Origin of the sequence: Methylobacterium sp. GXF4 (genome assembly GCF_000272495.1) — a bacterium.
GTDB lineage: Bacteria > Pseudomonadota > Alphaproteobacteria > Rhizobiales > Beijerinckiaceae > Methylobacterium > Methylobacterium brachiatum.
Map to the genome: position 1 here is coordinate 46,129 of NZ_AKFK01000075.1, position 14,057 is coordinate 60,185.

General features: G+C 71.7%; 13 protein-coding genes. 7 read left to right on the top strand and 6 right to left on the bottom strand.

The window, feature by feature from the left end:
• The first annotated feature begins 38 nt into the window (after positions 1–38).
• The 5 genes from WYO_RS20450 to WYO_RS20470 all read left to right on the top strand — a co-directional run bounded on the left by WYO_RS20450 (position 39) and on the right by WYO_RS20470 (position 5,346).
• Entirely contained in the window at positions 39–821 is a 783-nt protein-coding gene (locus WYO_RS20450) for a TlyA family RNA methyltransferase (protein ID WP_007566008.1), read from the top strand.
• Positions 818–2,056, top strand: a complete 1,239-nt coding sequence (locus WYO_RS20455) for a class I SAM-dependent RNA methyltransferase (protein ID WP_007566009.1) — start codon at positions 818–820, stop codon at positions 2,054–2,056. Before WYO_RS20450 ends, WYO_RS20455 begins: the two co-directional genes overlap by 4 nt.
• Before the next feature lie 66 nt (positions 2,057–2,122).
• A complete protein-coding gene (locus tag WYO_RS20460) occupies positions 2,123–2,395 on the top strand; it encodes a hypothetical protein (protein WP_007566011.1) in 273 nt (90 codons plus the stop codon).
• A 164-nt stretch (positions 2,396–2,559) separates the two neighbouring features.
• A complete protein-coding gene (locus WYO_RS20465; protein ID WP_007566012.1) occupies positions 2,560–3,564 on the top strand; it encodes a magnesium transporter CorA family protein in 1,005 nt (334 codons plus the stop codon).
• A 96-nt stretch (positions 3,565–3,660) separates the two neighbouring features.
• A complete protein-coding gene (locus WYO_RS20470) occupies positions 3,661–5,346 on the top strand; it encodes a methyl-accepting chemotaxis protein (protein WP_007566014.1) in 1,686 nt (561 codons plus the stop codon).
• A gap of 15 nt (positions 5,347–5,361) precedes the next feature.
• Here the strand turns inward: WYO_RS20470 and WYO_RS20475 are convergent, their stop codons facing one another.
• The 4 genes from WYO_RS20475 to WYO_RS20490 form a co-directional block, all read right to left on the bottom strand.
• The gene (locus WYO_RS20475; RefSeq protein ID WP_007566017.1) at positions 5,362–7,050 is read right to left on the bottom strand and encodes a B12-binding domain-containing radical SAM protein; all 1,689 of its coding nucleotides are present in this window, start codon (positions 7,048–7,050) and stop codon (positions 5,362–5,364) included.
• A 134-nt stretch (positions 7,051–7,184) separates the two neighbouring features.
• Positions 7,185–7,991, bottom strand: a complete 807-nt coding sequence (locus WYO_RS20480; protein WP_039903533.1) for an SDR family NAD(P)-dependent oxidoreductase — start codon at positions 7,989–7,991, stop codon at positions 7,185–7,187.
• 35 nt (positions 7,992–8,026) lie between these two features.
• Complete coding sequence (locus WYO_RS20485) at positions 8,027–8,794, bottom strand: enoyl-CoA hydratase-related protein (protein ID WP_007566021.1); 768 nt, start codon at positions 8,792–8,794, stop codon at positions 8,027–8,029.
• A gap of 11 nt (positions 8,795–8,805) precedes the next feature.
• Complete coding sequence (locus WYO_RS20490) at positions 8,806–10,545, bottom strand: acyl-CoA dehydrogenase (protein ID WP_007566022.1); 1,740 nt, start codon at positions 10,543–10,545, stop codon at positions 8,806–8,808.
• A gap of 138 nt (positions 10,546–10,683) precedes the next feature.
• Between WYO_RS20490 and WYO_RS20495 the strand changes: the two genes are divergently transcribed.
• Positions 10,684–11,682 (top strand): L-threonylcarbamoyladenylate synthase, encoded by a 999-nt coding sequence (locus tag WYO_RS20495; RefSeq protein ID WP_007566023.1) that lies wholly within the window; start codon positions 10,684–10,686, stop codon positions 11,680–11,682.
• Positions 11,683–11,875: 193 nt separating this feature from the next.
• On the opposite strand, the gene wrbA is transcribed toward WYO_RS20495, so the two are convergent.
• Entirely contained in the window at positions 11,876–12,472 is a 597-nt protein-coding gene (gene wrbA / locus WYO_RS20500; RefSeq protein WP_007566024.1) for an NAD(P)H:quinone oxidoreductase, read from the bottom strand.
• A 139-nt stretch (positions 12,473–12,611) separates the two neighbouring features.
• Between wrbA and WYO_RS20505 the strand changes: the two genes are divergently transcribed.
• The gene (locus tag WYO_RS20505) at positions 12,612–13,484 is read left to right on the top strand and encodes a LysR family transcriptional regulator (protein ID WP_007566025.1); all 873 of its coding nucleotides are present in this window, start codon (positions 12,612–12,614) and stop codon (positions 13,482–13,484) included.
• 6 nt (positions 13,485–13,490) lie between these two features.
• Here the strand turns inward: WYO_RS20505 and greA are convergent, their stop codons facing one another.
• On the bottom strand, positions 13,491–13,967 hold the full coding sequence (gene greA, locus WYO_RS20510) for a transcription elongation factor GreA (RefSeq protein WP_007566026.1): 477 nt from the start codon (positions 13,965–13,967) through the stop codon (positions 13,491–13,493).
• Positions 13,968–14,057 lie beyond the last annotated feature (90 nt).

Consider the following 14,057-nt stretch of genomic DNA (forward strand, 5'->3'; position numbering starts at 1 on the left):
CCTTTGCCGTATCCCTGCCCCGAGCCCGTAAAGCCTTGATGACCGGAGACCGGCCCATACCGGACGGCGGAGCGTCCGCGCACCGCGCGCCTGCGCCGAAACGGGCCGACCTGTTCCTGGTCGAGCACGGCCATTTCGAGAGCCGGGCGCGGGCGCAGGCCGCGATCCGGGCCGGCCTGGTTCGGGTCGACGGCCGCCTCCTGGCGCGGGCCTCGGAATCGATCCCGCCGGGCGCGCAGGTCGAGGCCGCGCCCGAGCACCCTTACGCCTCCCGGGGCGGGCTCAAGCTCGCGGCGGCGCTCGACGCGTTCGGGTTGGATCCGGCCGGCCTCGCCTGCCTCGATGTCGGCGCCTCGACCGGCGGCTTCACGGACGTCCTGCTCGCCCGGGGCGCGGCCCATGTCCACGCGGTCGATGTCGGCCGGGGCCAGCTGCATCCGCGTCTGGCCGCGGATCCCCGCGTCACCAGCCTGGAGGACACCGATATCCGCGCCCTCGACCCGGCGCGGCTCGTGCCGCGGCCCGCGATGGCGAGCGTCGACGTGAGCTTCATCGGCCTGCGCCTGGTGCTTCCGGCCCTGCCGACGCTGCTCGCGCCCGGCGCCGGGATCGTCGCGCTGATCAAGCCGCAATTCGAGGCCGGGCGCGCGCGCGTCGGGCGCGGCGGCCTCGTGCGCGACCCGGCCGTCCACGCGGAGGTCTGCGCGACCATCCGCGGCGTGCTGGAAGGGCTCGGCGCCACGATCCTCGGCCTGATCGACTCGCCCGTGCCGGGTGGCGACGGCAATTCCGAATTCTTGATCGGCGCAAAGCTACCATGAGCGAAACGGTCACGATCCGGGAGCTCGGCGCCCGCGGCGACGGCATCGCGGAGGACGGGATCCCCGTCCCCTACGCGCTGCCCGGGGAGCGGGCGACGATCCGCCGGGAGGGCAAGCGGGCGGAGCTGCTCGGCATCGAGCAGCCCTCCCCCGACCGGGTCGAGCCGTTCTGCCCCTATTACATGCGCTGCGGCGGCTGCCGGACGCAGCATCTCGCGACGGCCGCGGAACTGTCCTGGAAGCGCGGCCTCGTCGCCCAGGCCCTGTCGCAGGCCCGTCTCGAGGTCGAGCCGGGGCCCACCGTCGACGCGCACGGGGCCGGGCGGCGCCGCATCACCCTGCATGTCCGGGAGATCGACGGACAGGGCGAGGCCGGGCTGATGGCGGCGCGCAGCCACGCGCTGGTGCCGATCGACCATTGCCCGATCACCGTGCCGGCGCTGCATGCGGCGCCCGCCGTGGCGCGGCGCCTCGCGGCTCCGCTGGGCCATGGCCGCAAGCCCCTCGACGTGGCCGTGACCGCCACCGACCAGGGCCTCGACATCGACCTGCGGGGCCACGGGCCGGTGAGCGGCGGCGTCGCCTCCGCGCTGGTGCGGATCGCGGGCGAGCTCGGCCTCGCCCGGCTGTCGCTCCACGGCGAGCGCCTGATGGAGGCCGAGCCGGTCTCGGTGACCTCCGGCGACAGCCGCCTCTATCCGGCCCCCGGCGGCTTCCTGCAGGCGACCGCCGCCGGGCAGGCGACGCTGACGGACCTGACCGTCGCGGCCCTGGGACGCCGTCCGCGGCGGGTCGCCGACCTGTTCTCCGGCTGCGGCCCCCTCGCCCTGGCGATGGCGCGCCACGCCGCCGTCCACGCGGTCGAGGCGGATGCGGGAGCCCTGGCCGGCCTCGACCGGTCGGCCCGGGCGGCCACCGGCCTGCGCCAGATCACCACCGAGCGCCGGGACCTGTTCCGCCGGCCGCTGCTGCCCACGGAGCTCGACGGGTTCGACGCGGTGGTGTTCGATCCGCCCCGGGCCGGCGCGGAGGCCCAGGCCCGCCAGCTCGCCGCCGCGCGCGTCCCGGTGGTGATCGGCGTGGCCTGCGATACCGGCACCTTCGCCCGGGACGCGGCGACGCTCACGGCCGGCGGCTACCGGCTCGAATCGGTGACGCCGGTCGACCAGTTCCGGCACTCGGACCATGTCGAGATGATCGGCGTGTTCCGGCGCGAGGCCGCGCGCCGGCGCTGACGCCTGCAACCTGGAGGCTTGCAACTTTTCGGAGAATCTGACCCTCTTCCACGGACTGGAGGTGTCATGATTGCAGCCTCGATCCGTACGCTCCTCTGCGCCGCGCTGAGCGTCGCCCTGCCCACGGCGCTATCGGCGCAGCCGCGCGCGCCCGATCAGACCGGCACCGGCGGCGGGCCGACCTCGACGATCACGGCGCCGAACACCAACAGCCTCGGCGTGACCAAGCCCCCGGGCACGTCGCTGGGACCGGGCGAGGTCCCGTCGCGGCGGGAGCAGCGCCGTGAGCGGGCCCTGACCGACAAGATCGAGGACAGCGTCTGCGAAGGTTGCAACTGAGCGTGGAACCGCGCGGCGCCCCGCCGCCGAGGCGGGCCGCGATGTCACGGAAGCGTCAGAAAACAACGCCACACCCGCGGCACAGCTTGCGCTTGGAGCCGCCGTGCCGGATGCGGACCGGACCTTGCGCCGACTTGTGACCGTTTCGCACCCGAGACCGCTTCGTGATTTTCATCCACCAGCCCGCAACCGGCGCCGGATCCTCGCTGCTTGAGCGCCGAATCGTCGACCTTCAGGACACGATCCCCGAGGACACCGTCTGGCTCGACCTGATCCGCCCGAGCCGCGAGGAGGAACTCAAGGTCGAGGCCTTCGCGGGCATCGAGGTGCCGACGCGCGAGGAGATGAAGGACATCGAGCCGTCGGAGCTGCTCTATGTCGAGGAGGGCGCCCGCTACATGACCGGGCGCGTGCTCTCGAAGGTCAGCGACGCCGAGGAGCCGGGACTGGCCGGCATCACCTTCATCCTGCGCGGCAGCCGGCTCGTGACCGTGCGCTACGAGGAGCCCCAAGCCTTCCGGATGTACACCCAGCGGGCCGGCCGCACGACGGGCAACGGCAGCGCCTCCGCCGTCTCCGGCGAGACCATCCTGGCCGGGCTGATCGAGGCGGTGATCGACCGGGCGGCGGACGTGCTCCAGCTCCAGGGCGAGCGTATCGACCGCCTGTCGGGCAAGATCTTCGAAGTGCAGGCCGATCCCTCCGCCCGCAACACCGCCCTGCAGGACACGTTGCGGGCGCTCGGGCGCCACGGTGATCTGATCTCGAAGCAGCGCGAGAGCCTGGTCTCGATGGAGCGGATCCTGTTGTCGCTGTCGGCGACCTATCGGACCAACAAGGCACCCCGCGACCTGCGGGAGGATGTGCGCTCGACCCTGCGCGATCTTCAGTCGCTGGAGGAGCACGCCACGTTCCTCTCCACGAAAATTCAATTCCTGCTCGATGCGACACTCGGCTTGGTCAACCTGGAACAGAACAACATCATCAAGCTGTTCTCGGTCATGGCCGTGGTCTTCATGCCGCCCACGCTGATCGCCTCGATCTACGGCATGAATTTTAAGTCCATGCCGGAACTAGAACTCCCGTATGGTTACCCGATGGCGGTAGTCATGATGTTCGTGGCGGCGATCCTGCCCTACGTTTTCTTCCGTTGGAAGAAGTGGCTCTAGTCGTCAATATTTATAGTCGCGCAGCAGAACGTTAAGACCTCTCGTAGAGATGCTGGAGCCTGGAAGCGCGGCCTGTCCGCGACGACGGAAGCTCCGATGCGATTCTCCCTGAAGACGATCCTCTCCGGGGCCATCGGCCTGCTCGCCCTCGCGGCCGCGGGCCAGGGTGTCGTCAGCGTCATGCGACTGACCGAGATCGAGCGGGACGCCAAGACCGTCTCGCAGGTCTGGCTGCCCGCCCAGAATCAGGCCGAGGCGATCGGCATGGCGGTGCGCGACGTGCGGCTGAAGCTCTACAAGCTGGTGGCGGGCTCGCCGGATTTCGCGACCCTCGACAAGAACCAGACGGCGCTGACCGACGGCCTCGGGGCGCTCTCCGAGCTGCGCCAGGCCTATCAGGACCGCCTGTCGACCCCGCGGCAGCGGGACACCTACGAGCGCTTCACCGGCGCCTGGAACGCCTACCAGAACATCCAGCTCCAGGTGGTCGAGCTGATGATCGCCGGCGACACGAGCGGCGCCCTCAAGCTGGTCCTGGATCCGGAGACCGGCGCCCAGAACGAGGCGGCGGTCGCCAGCCTCACCGAGGCGATCGATCTGGCCCGGTCGCAGACCGACGCGAACGTCATGGCCACCGCCGACAACGCGACCTCGGCCAAGCTCACCGCCCTGGTCGCCACCGCGGTGGCGCTGGCGGTCGCGGCCGCCGCGATGCTGTTCGCCCTGTTCGGCATCGCCCGCCCGATCCAGCGGATGACCGGCGCCATGGGCCGCCTGGCCGAGGGCGACGCGACCGTGGCGATCCCCGGCACCGGCCGCCGGGACGAGATCGGCGCCATGGCGGCGGCCGTGCAGGTGTTCAAGGACAACCTGATCCACACCCGCGCGCTGGAAGAGGAGACGGCGCTCGCCCGGGCCGGGGCCGAGGCGCAGCGGCGGCGCGCCGTCCAGGAGATGGCCGACGGATTCGAGGCCGCGATCGGCGGCGTGCTGGCCGCGGTGACGGAGGCGGCCCTCGACCTTCGGGCCAATGCCGAGGCGATGACCAGCACGGCGACCCGCACGGCCGAGCGCTCGGCCGCGGTTGCGAGCGCCGCGCAGGAGGCGGCCGCCCATGTCGGCACGGTGGCGGTGGCGGCCGAGGAACTCGGCGCCTCGGTCCAGGAGATCGGCCGGCAGGTCGACGGTTCCGCCGATCTCGCCCGGGGCGCGGTGGATCAGGCCGGCCGGACCGCGGGCTTGGTCCAGGAGCTGAGCGAGGCCGCCGGCCGGATCGGCGACGTGGTCCGTCTGATCTCCGACATCGCCGGGCAGACGAACCTGCTGGCGCTGAACGCGACGATCGAGGCTGCGCGGGCCGGCGAGGCGGGCCGGGGCTTCGCCGTGGTGGCCTCCGAGGTGAAGGCGCTCGCCGAGCAGACCGCCAAGGCGACCGACGAGATCACCGGACAGGTCGGCCGGATCCAGGGCGCGACCGGCCAGACCGTGGGCGCCATCGACGGCATCACCGGCCGGATCCGCGAGATCGATGGGGTGGCGACCTCGATCGCGGCCGCCGTGGAGCAGCAGGGCGCGGCGACCCAGGAGATCGCCCGCAACATCGCCGACGCGGCCGCCGGGACCGGTTCGGTCACCGGTACGATCGACGCGGTGGCCCGGGCCGCCGAGGAGACCGGCTCGGCCGCCACCAGGATGCTCGCCTCGGCCGAGAGCCTCTCGGCCCAGTCCGAGGCCCTGCGCCGGGAGATCGGCGACTTCCTGCAGACAGTGCGCGCGGCCTGAGCCCGGTGCGGCCGGTCAGGCCACCGCGGCGAGGTGCTTGACCTCGGCGCGGGCGACTACCTTGCCGACCGGCGCGGCCTTGCCGCCGTCGTCCTTGTCGGCGGCCAGGATCGGCGGCATCACCCAGCGGCCGGCCTCGAGTTCGGCGATCCGGCCGTTGATCTCGCGGATCACGTAGCGCGAGAACGGGTAGACGTGCAGGTAGATCACCATGTTGGTGACCACCGCCTCCAGGGCCGCCGGATTGTGGCGGGCGGTCTGGAGGAACGCGCCCCAGAAATGCTTGGCCAGCTCCGGCCGCCGCACGGTCATCCGCCAGCAGATCCGGAGCAGCGACCCCAGATCGCGGGCAACGTGGCGCCAGTTGACTTTGTGCGCGGCGAATTTCGGGCGCTTCACCCGGCGTCCGATCTCGCGGATGCGGGCGAAGAAGTTCGGCGGATCGTAGATCTCGGCCAGCACGTCCCGGTAATCGGCCAGCACGTCCTGCTGCGGGCGCAGGGTCACGAAGTTGAGCCCTTGCGTGCAATGGTCACCCTGCTCGGCGGTGGTGTAGGCAAAGTTCTCGAACAGGCGGCCCTCCTTGCGCAGGCGGCGCGAGAGCTGCGTGTTCGGCATCGCGTAGAGCAGGCCGACCATCGCGATCGGGATGCCGGTCTGGCTGATGCACAGGGACATCGCCTTGGCTATGCTGTCCTTCTCGGTGTCGAAGCCGACGATGAACCCGGCCGTGACGAACATGCCGTGCTCGTAGAGCTTGTGCACGCTGTCGGCGATCGAGCGCTTGGTGTTCTGCTTCTTCTGGGTCTGGATCAGCGTCGCCTCGTCGGGCGTCTCGATCCCGGTGAACAGGGCGAAGAAATTCGCGTCCCGCATCATCCCGAGCAGCTCGTCGTCGTCCGCGAGGTTCAGCGAGGCCTCGGTGGAGAACTTGAACGGGTAGCCGTGCGCCTCCTGCCACTTGATCAGGTGCGGCAGGAACAGCTTGATCGCCTTCTTGTTGCCGATCAGGTTGTCGTCGACGAAGTCGACATGGCCGCGGTAGCCGAGGCCGTAGAGCCGGTCGAGCTCGGCCAGCATCTGCGGCGTGGTCTTGGTCCGCGGCGCGCGACCGTAGAGTTCGATGATGTCGCAGAACTCGCAGGTGAACGGGCAGCCGCGCGAGAACTGGACGCCGATATACAGGTAGTGGCTGAAGGTCAGGAGCTCGAAGCGCGGGATCGGGCTGGTGGTGACGTCCGCCTTGAACTTCTCCGCCGTGAACCGGCCGCGGCGGGCGCCGGATTCCCAGGCCTCCACGAAGGTGGCGAGGATGCCCTCGGCCTCGCCCAGCACGAGGAAATCGGCCTTGTCGTAGATCTCCGGGGTCGAGGTCGGCGCCGGGCCGCCGACGCAGACCGGGACGCCGAGCGCCGCGCACCGGTCGATCACGACCAGGCAATCCGGCTCCTGGGGCAGCATGCCGCCGGTCATCACCAGGTCGGCCGCCAGGATCTGCGCGTCGGTGAGGTCCTCGCAATTGCGGTTGACCAGGGTCACCTGCCAGGCCGGGGGCAGCATCGCGGCGAGCGTGATCAGGCCCAGCGGCGGCGCGGGTGCGCGGGCGCCCTGCAGCTCCATGGCTTCCTTGAAGTTCCACATCGAGTTTTCGTAGAACTTGGGGAATACCATCAGCACGCGCGGGGCCATATTCGCATCCGACATGCTTGTTTTCCTCGTCGCCCATAAGTGAGCCGGCTCAAACACCGTAGAGCCGAGCACACGATTACGGTCCAACCTGCGGGGCAATTAAGGCCGTTTTTCGCTCCCGAAGTGCGCCAAACCGGTTTCCGGCGCGGTCAGGGCCCGACGCGGAAGCGCTCCGGCTGGGTGCCGTCGGCATCGGTGAAGCCGTAGATCCGGGCCAGATCGCCCGCATGCAGCACCGCGCCGGCCCGGGCGGCGACGTTTGGATCGGCGGCCAGCGCGGCGAGCGCCCGGCCGGCGTAGAGCGGCCCCTCGGTGGCCTGCGCGTCCTGCCCGAGATCGCGCGCCCGCTCGGTGGCGACGAAGCCCGGCGAGAGGCCGAGCGCGGTCACGCCGTAGGGCGCGAGTTCCCGCCCGAAGGCCAGCGCCAGCCGGTTGGTGGCGGCCTTGGCGGAATCGTAGAACAGGTCGCCGAGGTAATCCTCGGTCCCGAACGAGACCAGGGCGATCAGGCCGGACCGCGCCGCCACCATGGACGGCGCGACCGCGCGGGCGAGCAGCAGCGCCGGAAGCGGCCCGGCCTGCAGGAAGCCGAGATACGGCTCGGCCGAGCGGCGCCAGAACGGCGTGCCCCAGCCGGCCCCGTCCGGGTAGCGCTCGCCGTCATAGCCCTCGTTGCCGCCCCAGACGCTGCAGGCCGCGACGTCGATCCGCCCGAACCGGCGCAGCACCCAATGGACCAGCGAATCCGTGGCCCGCTCGGAGCGGTGGTCGCAGAGGTAATGGTGGCCGCGCCCCCCAGCCGCGTCGACCAGGCGGGCGGTGTCCTCGATCGATTCCGGCCGCATCTCGGTGCGCGGGCCGGTCTCGCTGGAGCGAGCGGTGACGATCACGGTCGCCCCGGCCTCGCCGAGCGCCCGGGCCAGGCCCCGCCCGACCCCCCGGGAGGCGCCGGCCACCAGGCAGATTTTTTGGGACAGATCGGGGGGGCTGCTCACGCCGAGGAGGCGGGTTTCGAGCGCGCCAGGAAGGCGGCGAGCCGCTCCTGGGATTCGGGCGAGCGCAGCTGCGCGTCGAAGGCCCGCGCCTCCGCCTCCAGGGCCGCCTCGACCTGGGCCTGATCGCCGCGGATCAGCGCCCGGGACGCGGCCAGGGCGCCTCGCGGCAGGGCTGCGAGCTTGGCCGCCTGGGCAATGGCCTGGTCCAGCAGCATGTCGGCCGGCAGCACGGCATTGACGAGGCCCAGGGCCAGCGCCTCGTCGGCGTCGAGGGGCCGCGACAGGAGCAGCAGCTCCGTCGCCTTGAGCCGCCCGACCCGCAGGGGCAGCAGGTAGCTCGACGCCGCCTCGGGCACGAGGCCGAGCTCCACGAAGGGCATGCGCAGCCGCGCCGCCGGGCTGGCATAGACGAGGTCGCAATGCAGGCTCAGCGTCGCCCCGATGCCGACCGCGATCCCGTCGATCGCCGCGACCATCGGGGTGCGGGTCCGGGCGAGCTGGCGGATGAAGGCCAGGGCCGGCGAGGCGCTGAAGCCGCCCGCGGCGCCGCCCATGAAGTCGGCGAGGTCGTTGCCGGCGCTGAACATCCCGGGCTGCCCGGCGAAGACCACGGCACCGGTCCGGTCCGCGGCGTCGGCCCCCGCCAGGGCCGCGCGCATCGCGTCGTACATCGCCCCGGTCAGCGCGTTCTTCTTCTCCGGGCGATTCAGGGTGATCAGGCGGACGCCGCCCTCCAGATCGGTGATCGTGACGGTCTCGGCCATGTCTGCCCCCCTCAAACCGCCAGTGCCAGCGCGGCGTTGTCCGTGAAGGCGCCGCCCGCGACGACGCTCTGTTCCAGCCCGCCCGCGGCCACCAGGAGATTCTCGGCGTAGAACCGGGCCAGCGCGATCCGGGCGGCATGGTCCGGGTCGGTCTCGCCGGCCTTCAGGGCCGCGGAGGCCGCGAGCGCGCCGCGCGCCAGGCAGGCGCCGCCCAGCACGAGGCCGAACAGGCGCAGATACGGGGTCGCGCCGGCGAGCGCGGCGTTCGGGCGGTTCGAGGTCAGCGCCGCCAGCTGGTGGCTGGTCGCCCGATCGAGGTTGCCGATCCCGTCGCGCAGCCGCGCCGCCATATGGCCGAAGGCGGGATCGCCCGCCTTGAGCAGGCCCTCCGCGGCCCGGCGCATCCAGGCGATCTGCGACCGGGCTGTGGCGCCGCCGTTGAGCGGCAGCTTGCGGGCGGTGAGGTCGATGGCCTGGATGCCGTTGGTGCCCTCGTAGATGCCGAGGATGCGGGCATCGCGCATCAGCTGGGCCGCCCCGGTCTCCTCGACGAAGCCCATGCCGCCATGGACCTGCACGCCGAGCGAGGTCACCTCGTTGGCGAGATCCGTGGAGAACGCCTTGGCCACCGGGGTCAGCAGGGAGGCGCGGTCGAGGGCGCCCTGCCCGTCCGGCCCCCGGGACGCGTCGAGGGCGGCCGCCGTGAGGTAGCAGATGCCGCGCGCGGCCGCCGTATAGGCCTTCATGGTCAGCAGCATGCGCTGCACGTCCGGATGCGCGACGATCGAGCTCGTCGCCTCGGCGGCCCCGACCGCCCGGCCCTGCCGGCGTTCCTGCGCGTAGGCCAGCGCCCGCTGGGTCGCGGCCTCGGCGACGCCGACCCCCTGCAGGCCGACATTGAGCCGGGCCGCGTTCATCATCGTGAACATGCAGGCCAGCCCCTTGTTCTCCTGGCCGATCAGCCAGCCGACGGCGCCGCCCTGGTCGCCGAAGGCCATCGAGCAGGTCGGGGAGGCGTGGATGCCGAGCTTGTGCTCGATGCCGGAGCAGCGCAGGTCGTTGGCGGTCCCGTCGGGCAGGACCTTCGGCACCAGGAACAGCGAGATGCCGCGGGTGCCGGCGGGCGCATCGGGCAGGCGCGCCAGCACGAGGTGGACGATGTTGTCCGCCAGATCATGCTCGCCGTAGGTGATGTAGATCTTGGAGCCGGTGATCCGGTAGGTGCCGTCGCCGGCGCGCTCGGCGCGGCTGCGCAGCAGGGCGAGGTCCGAGCCCGCCTGCGGCTCGGTCAGGTTCATGGTGGCGGGCCATTCGCCGGTGACGAGTTTTTCGAGGTAGCGCGCTTTCAAGTCGTCGGAGCCGTGGGCGGCGAGCGCCTCGATGCCGCCCTGGGTCAGAAGCGGACAGAGGCCGAAGGCGAGGTTGGCGCCGTTCCACATCTCGGTGCAGGCGGCCTCGATCAGCTTCGGCAGGCCCTGGCCGCCATGGTCGGATTCGGCCGAGAGGCCGTTCCAGCCGCCTTCGGTGAAGGTGCGATAGGCCTCGCGCCAGCCGGGGGGCGTGGTGACGCGCCCGTCCGCGAACGTGGTGCCGTGCCGGTCGCCGACCCGGTTCAGCGGCGCGAGCACCCCGGCGGCGATCCGTCCGGCCTCGGTGAGGATCGCCTCGGCGTCTTCGGGCTCGACCCCGTCCAGCCCGGTCACGTGCCGGAGGGTGAACAGCATCTCGGGAACGGGGGCGCGGTAGCTCATCGGGTGGTCGCTCCTCTCGGCCCGCCCGCTCGTTCGGCCCGGGGCGGGTTTGACCGCGCCCGGGCACCGGGGCTACGGCGGCCCCAGGATAGGCGCGCGACGGGCGCGCCGCCATCACTTCGCGCGACGGCTTCCCGCATGAACGATCCCGGGTCAACGGTCCCGGCCGCGACCCGGCGGCTCGATCCCGACGCGGCCGGCCTGGCGCAGGCCGCCGCGCTGCTGCGGGCCGGCGCGCTCGTGGCCTTCCCCACCGAGACGGTCTACGGGCTCGGCGCCGACGCCACCGACCCCGCCGCGGTGGCGCGGATCTTCGCCGCCAAGGAGCGGCCGCGCTTCAACCCGCTGATCGCCCACCTGGCCGACAGGGACGCCGCTCGCGCCGAGGGCAGCTTCGACGCGGCCGCCGGTCGCCTCGCCGAGGCGTTCTGGCCGGGCCCCCTGACCCTGGTCGTCCCGGCCCATGCGGGCACCCGCGTTTGCGATCTGGCCCGGGCCGGGCTGCCCAGCGTCGCCCTGCGGGTCCCCGGGCATCCGGTCGCCCGCGCCCTGCTGGAGGCCGTCGGCCGGCCGGTGGCGGCGCCCTCGGCCAACCGGTCGGGCCGGGTCAGCCCGACCCGGGCCGAGCACGTCCTCGACGACCTCGCCGGGCGGATCGCCGGGCTGCTCGACGGCGGCGACACGCCGGTGGGGGTCGAATCGACGGTGGTGGCCTGCCTGGGCGGGCCGCCACGCCTGCTGCGGCCGGGCGGGATCACCCGGGCGGCGCTCGGCGGGGTCCTGGGCTTCGACCCCGCCGCCCCCGAGGCGGCCGATGCCGACAAGCCAGCCGGCCCCGGCATGCTCGCCTCGCATTACGCTCCCCGGGCGCGGGTGCGGCTCGACGTGGAGCGCGTCGAGCCCGGCGAGGCGCTGCTGCTGTTCGGGGGCGGACGGCCCGAGGGTTACGAGGGGGCGCGGGCGGTGCTGAACTTGAGCCCGGCGGGCGATCCGGCCGAGGCGGCGTCCCGCCTGTTCGGGGCGTTGCGCGATCTCGACGCGTCCGGGGCCGCCACGATCGCGGTCGTGCCGATCCGAGCGGAGGGCCTGGGCGAGGCGATTCGGGACCGTCTAGCCCGAGCGGCCGCCCCGCGCTGACAGAAAAGTATTTTTATCATCGCCGTGGAACAGATCCCGGCATGGATCGTTCATTGATCACGAAGGCCTTCTCAGCCCCCAAATGGCCTTTTTCCTTCAAGGCTCGGAGCAATCCGAGCCTTTTTTCTTGTCTTGCGCCGTCCCGAGCTGCGCTGCGACCGGGACGGCCCTCGTTGGCGGATGGCGCGCCGGATCAGGCGAGCTTGGCCGCGATCCCGGCGACATGGCGGCCCTGGAACCGGGCGCCGTCCAGCTCGACCGCGCTCGGCTGGCGCGAGCCGTCGCCATCCGCGATCGTGCTGGCGCCGTAGGGCGTGTTGCCCTTCACCGCCTCGACGCCCGTCTGGCCCGGGAAGGCGTAGGGCAGGCCGACCACCACCATGCCGTGGTGGAACAGCACCGTGTGGAAGCTCGTCAGCGTCGTCTCCTGGCCGCCATGCTGGGAGGCCGTGGAGGTGAAGACCGAGCCGACCTTGCCGGTCAGGGCGCCCTTCATCCACAGGCCGCCGGTCTGGTCGATGAACTGCTTCATCTGCGAGGCCATGTTGCCGTAGCGGGTCGGCGTGCCGAAGATGATGGCGTCGTACTGGGGCAGCTCATCCACGGTGGCGATCGGCGCGGCCTGATCGAGCTTGAAGTGATTCTGCCGGGCGACCTCCTCGGGCACCAGCTCCGGCACGCGCTTGACCACGGCCTCGGCCCCGGCCTCGCGGGCGCCCTCGGCGACGGCATAGGCCATCTGCTCCACATGTCCGTAGGTCGAGTAGTACAGCACCAGAACCTTGGCCATCGCGCGATCTCCCGTCTCGGGTTGCGGAATGCCGCCGGGCTTCCCCGACGGCACGATCGCCTTTCCATCGCGCGTTTTGTGCTTTGCAAAAATGCCCTTCGGCGCAAGAGTGCGCTTGCAGCCATGCAAGAGAGTTCGCGTGTCGCTCGATTGGGACGAGTTCCGCTTCGTGAAGGCGGTCGCCGACCGAGGCGGCCTGACCGCGGCTGCGGCGCAGCTCGGCATCAACCATTCCACGGCGTTCCGGCGCCTCGGATCGATCGAGGCCCGGCTCGATGTGCGCCTGTTCGAGCGCCTGCGCACCGGCTACGTGCCGACCCCGGCCGGGCTGGCGATGATCGAGGCGGCGGCCCGGATCGAGACCGACGTCGCGAGCTTCTCCCGGACGGTCGCCGGCCAGGATCAGACGCCGTCGGGCGAGTTGCGCGTGACCGCGCCGGTCAATCTCGCCTCCACTCTGTTGATGCCGATCCTCGCATCCTTCTGCGACCGCTATCCGCAGATCCGCCTCGACCTGATCCTGGCCGAGGAGGCGCTGAACCTGTCGCGCCGGGACGCCGACGTGGCGATCCGCGCCAGCCGGAACCCGAGCGAGACGCTGGTTGGGCGACGCCTGACCGGGATCGCCTGGGCTGTCTACGGGCAGGCCGGGCAGACCTACGGGGACCTCGCCGACGCGTACTGGGTGGTCCCCGGTTCGGCGGTCGCGGCCTCCCTGTTCACGCCGTTCGTCGCGGCGCGTGCGCCCGTCGAGCGGGTGCGGCTGCGGATCAACACGGTGACGGGCTTGACCGCCGCGGTGGCGGCGGGGATCGGGATCGGCCCGCTGCCCTGCTTCGAGGGCGATGCCGACCCGACGCTGCGCCGGCTGTCGGGCCCGCATCCGGAGATCGGCGCCGACCTGTGGATGCTGACGCATCCCGACCTGCGCCATGCCGGGCGGGTGCGGGCCTTCATGGATCACCTGGCCGAGGCGATCCTGCCCCTGCGGCCGCGCTTCGAGGGCCGGTAGCCGCATTCAGGCGCGGACCTCGACCACCTCGACCTCGTTGCCGTTGACCTCGACGACGTCGCCGACGCTCTTGCCGGTGATCGCCCGAGCCAGGGGTGCCACGTAGGATATCGTGCCCTTGTGCGGGTCGGCCTCATCCTCGCCGACGATGCGGAAGGTCTGGCGGGTCTCCTTGCCGGATTCGTCCTCGCGCAGGATCGTGACGGTGGAACCGAAATGCACGGTGTCGCCGCTCATCGGCTCGACCACCTGGGCGGTGTTCTTGCGCGCCAGCCAGTAGCGCAGGTCCCGGCCGATCCGGGAATCCTCCGCCTTGTCGGCGTGGTCCAGGGTGGACAGTTCCTTCTCCAGGCGCGCGACCTCGGCCTCGATCTGCGCCAGCCCTTCCGGGGTGACGAAGTTCGCGTGCGGCGAGATTGGACGATCGGGCAGGTTCTCGAAGGCTTCCCCACCTTCGGTCTCTTTGACGAATGCGACGCTCATAAGGAATGCAATGCGGCAGGAACGGCGGAGGTTCCAGCCGGCACCGCCCGCGTCTCTGCGAAGACATCGGGCGCGATCCGTCGAAGACGG

Bases quoted from the DNA above. Each gene is read 5' to 3' on its own strand.
- WYO_RS20485 (WP_007566021.1), bottom strand. From the start codon at position 8,794: ATGGCCGAGACCGTCACGATCACCGATCTGGAGGGCGGCGTCCGCCTG.
- wrbA (WP_007566024.1), bottom strand. From the start codon at position 12,472: ATGGCCAAGGTTCTGGTGCTGTACTACTCGACCTACGGACATGTGGAG.
- WYO_RS20490 (WP_007566022.1), bottom strand. From the start codon at position 10,545: ATGAGCTACCGCGCCCCCGTTCCCGAGATGCTGTTCACCCTCCGGCAC.
- WYO_RS20450 (WP_007566008.1), top strand. From the start codon at position 39: ATGACCGGAGACCGGCCCATACCGGACGGCGGAGCGTCCGCGCACCGC.
- WYO_RS20495 (WP_007566023.1), top strand. From the start codon at position 10,684: ATGAACGATCCCGGGTCAACGGTCCCGGCCGCGACCCGGCGGCTCGAT.
- WYO_RS20470 (WP_007566014.1), top strand. From the start codon at position 3,661: ATGCGATTCTCCCTGAAGACGATCCTCTCCGGGGCCATCGGCCTGCTC.
- greA (WP_007566026.1), bottom strand. From the start codon at position 13,967: ATGAGCGTCGCATTCGTCAAAGAGACCGAAGGTGGGGAAGCCTTCGAG.
- WYO_RS20475 (WP_007566017.1), bottom strand. From the start codon at position 7,050: ATGTCGGATGCGAATATGGCCCCGCGCGTGCTGATGGTATTCCCCAAG.
- WYO_RS20460 (WP_007566011.1), top strand. From the start codon at position 2,123: ATGATTGCAGCCTCGATCCGTACGCTCCTCTGCGCCGCGCTGAGCGTC.
- WYO_RS20455 (WP_007566009.1), top strand. From the start codon at position 818: ATGAGCGAAACGGTCACGATCCGGGAGCTCGGCGCCCGCGGCGACGGC.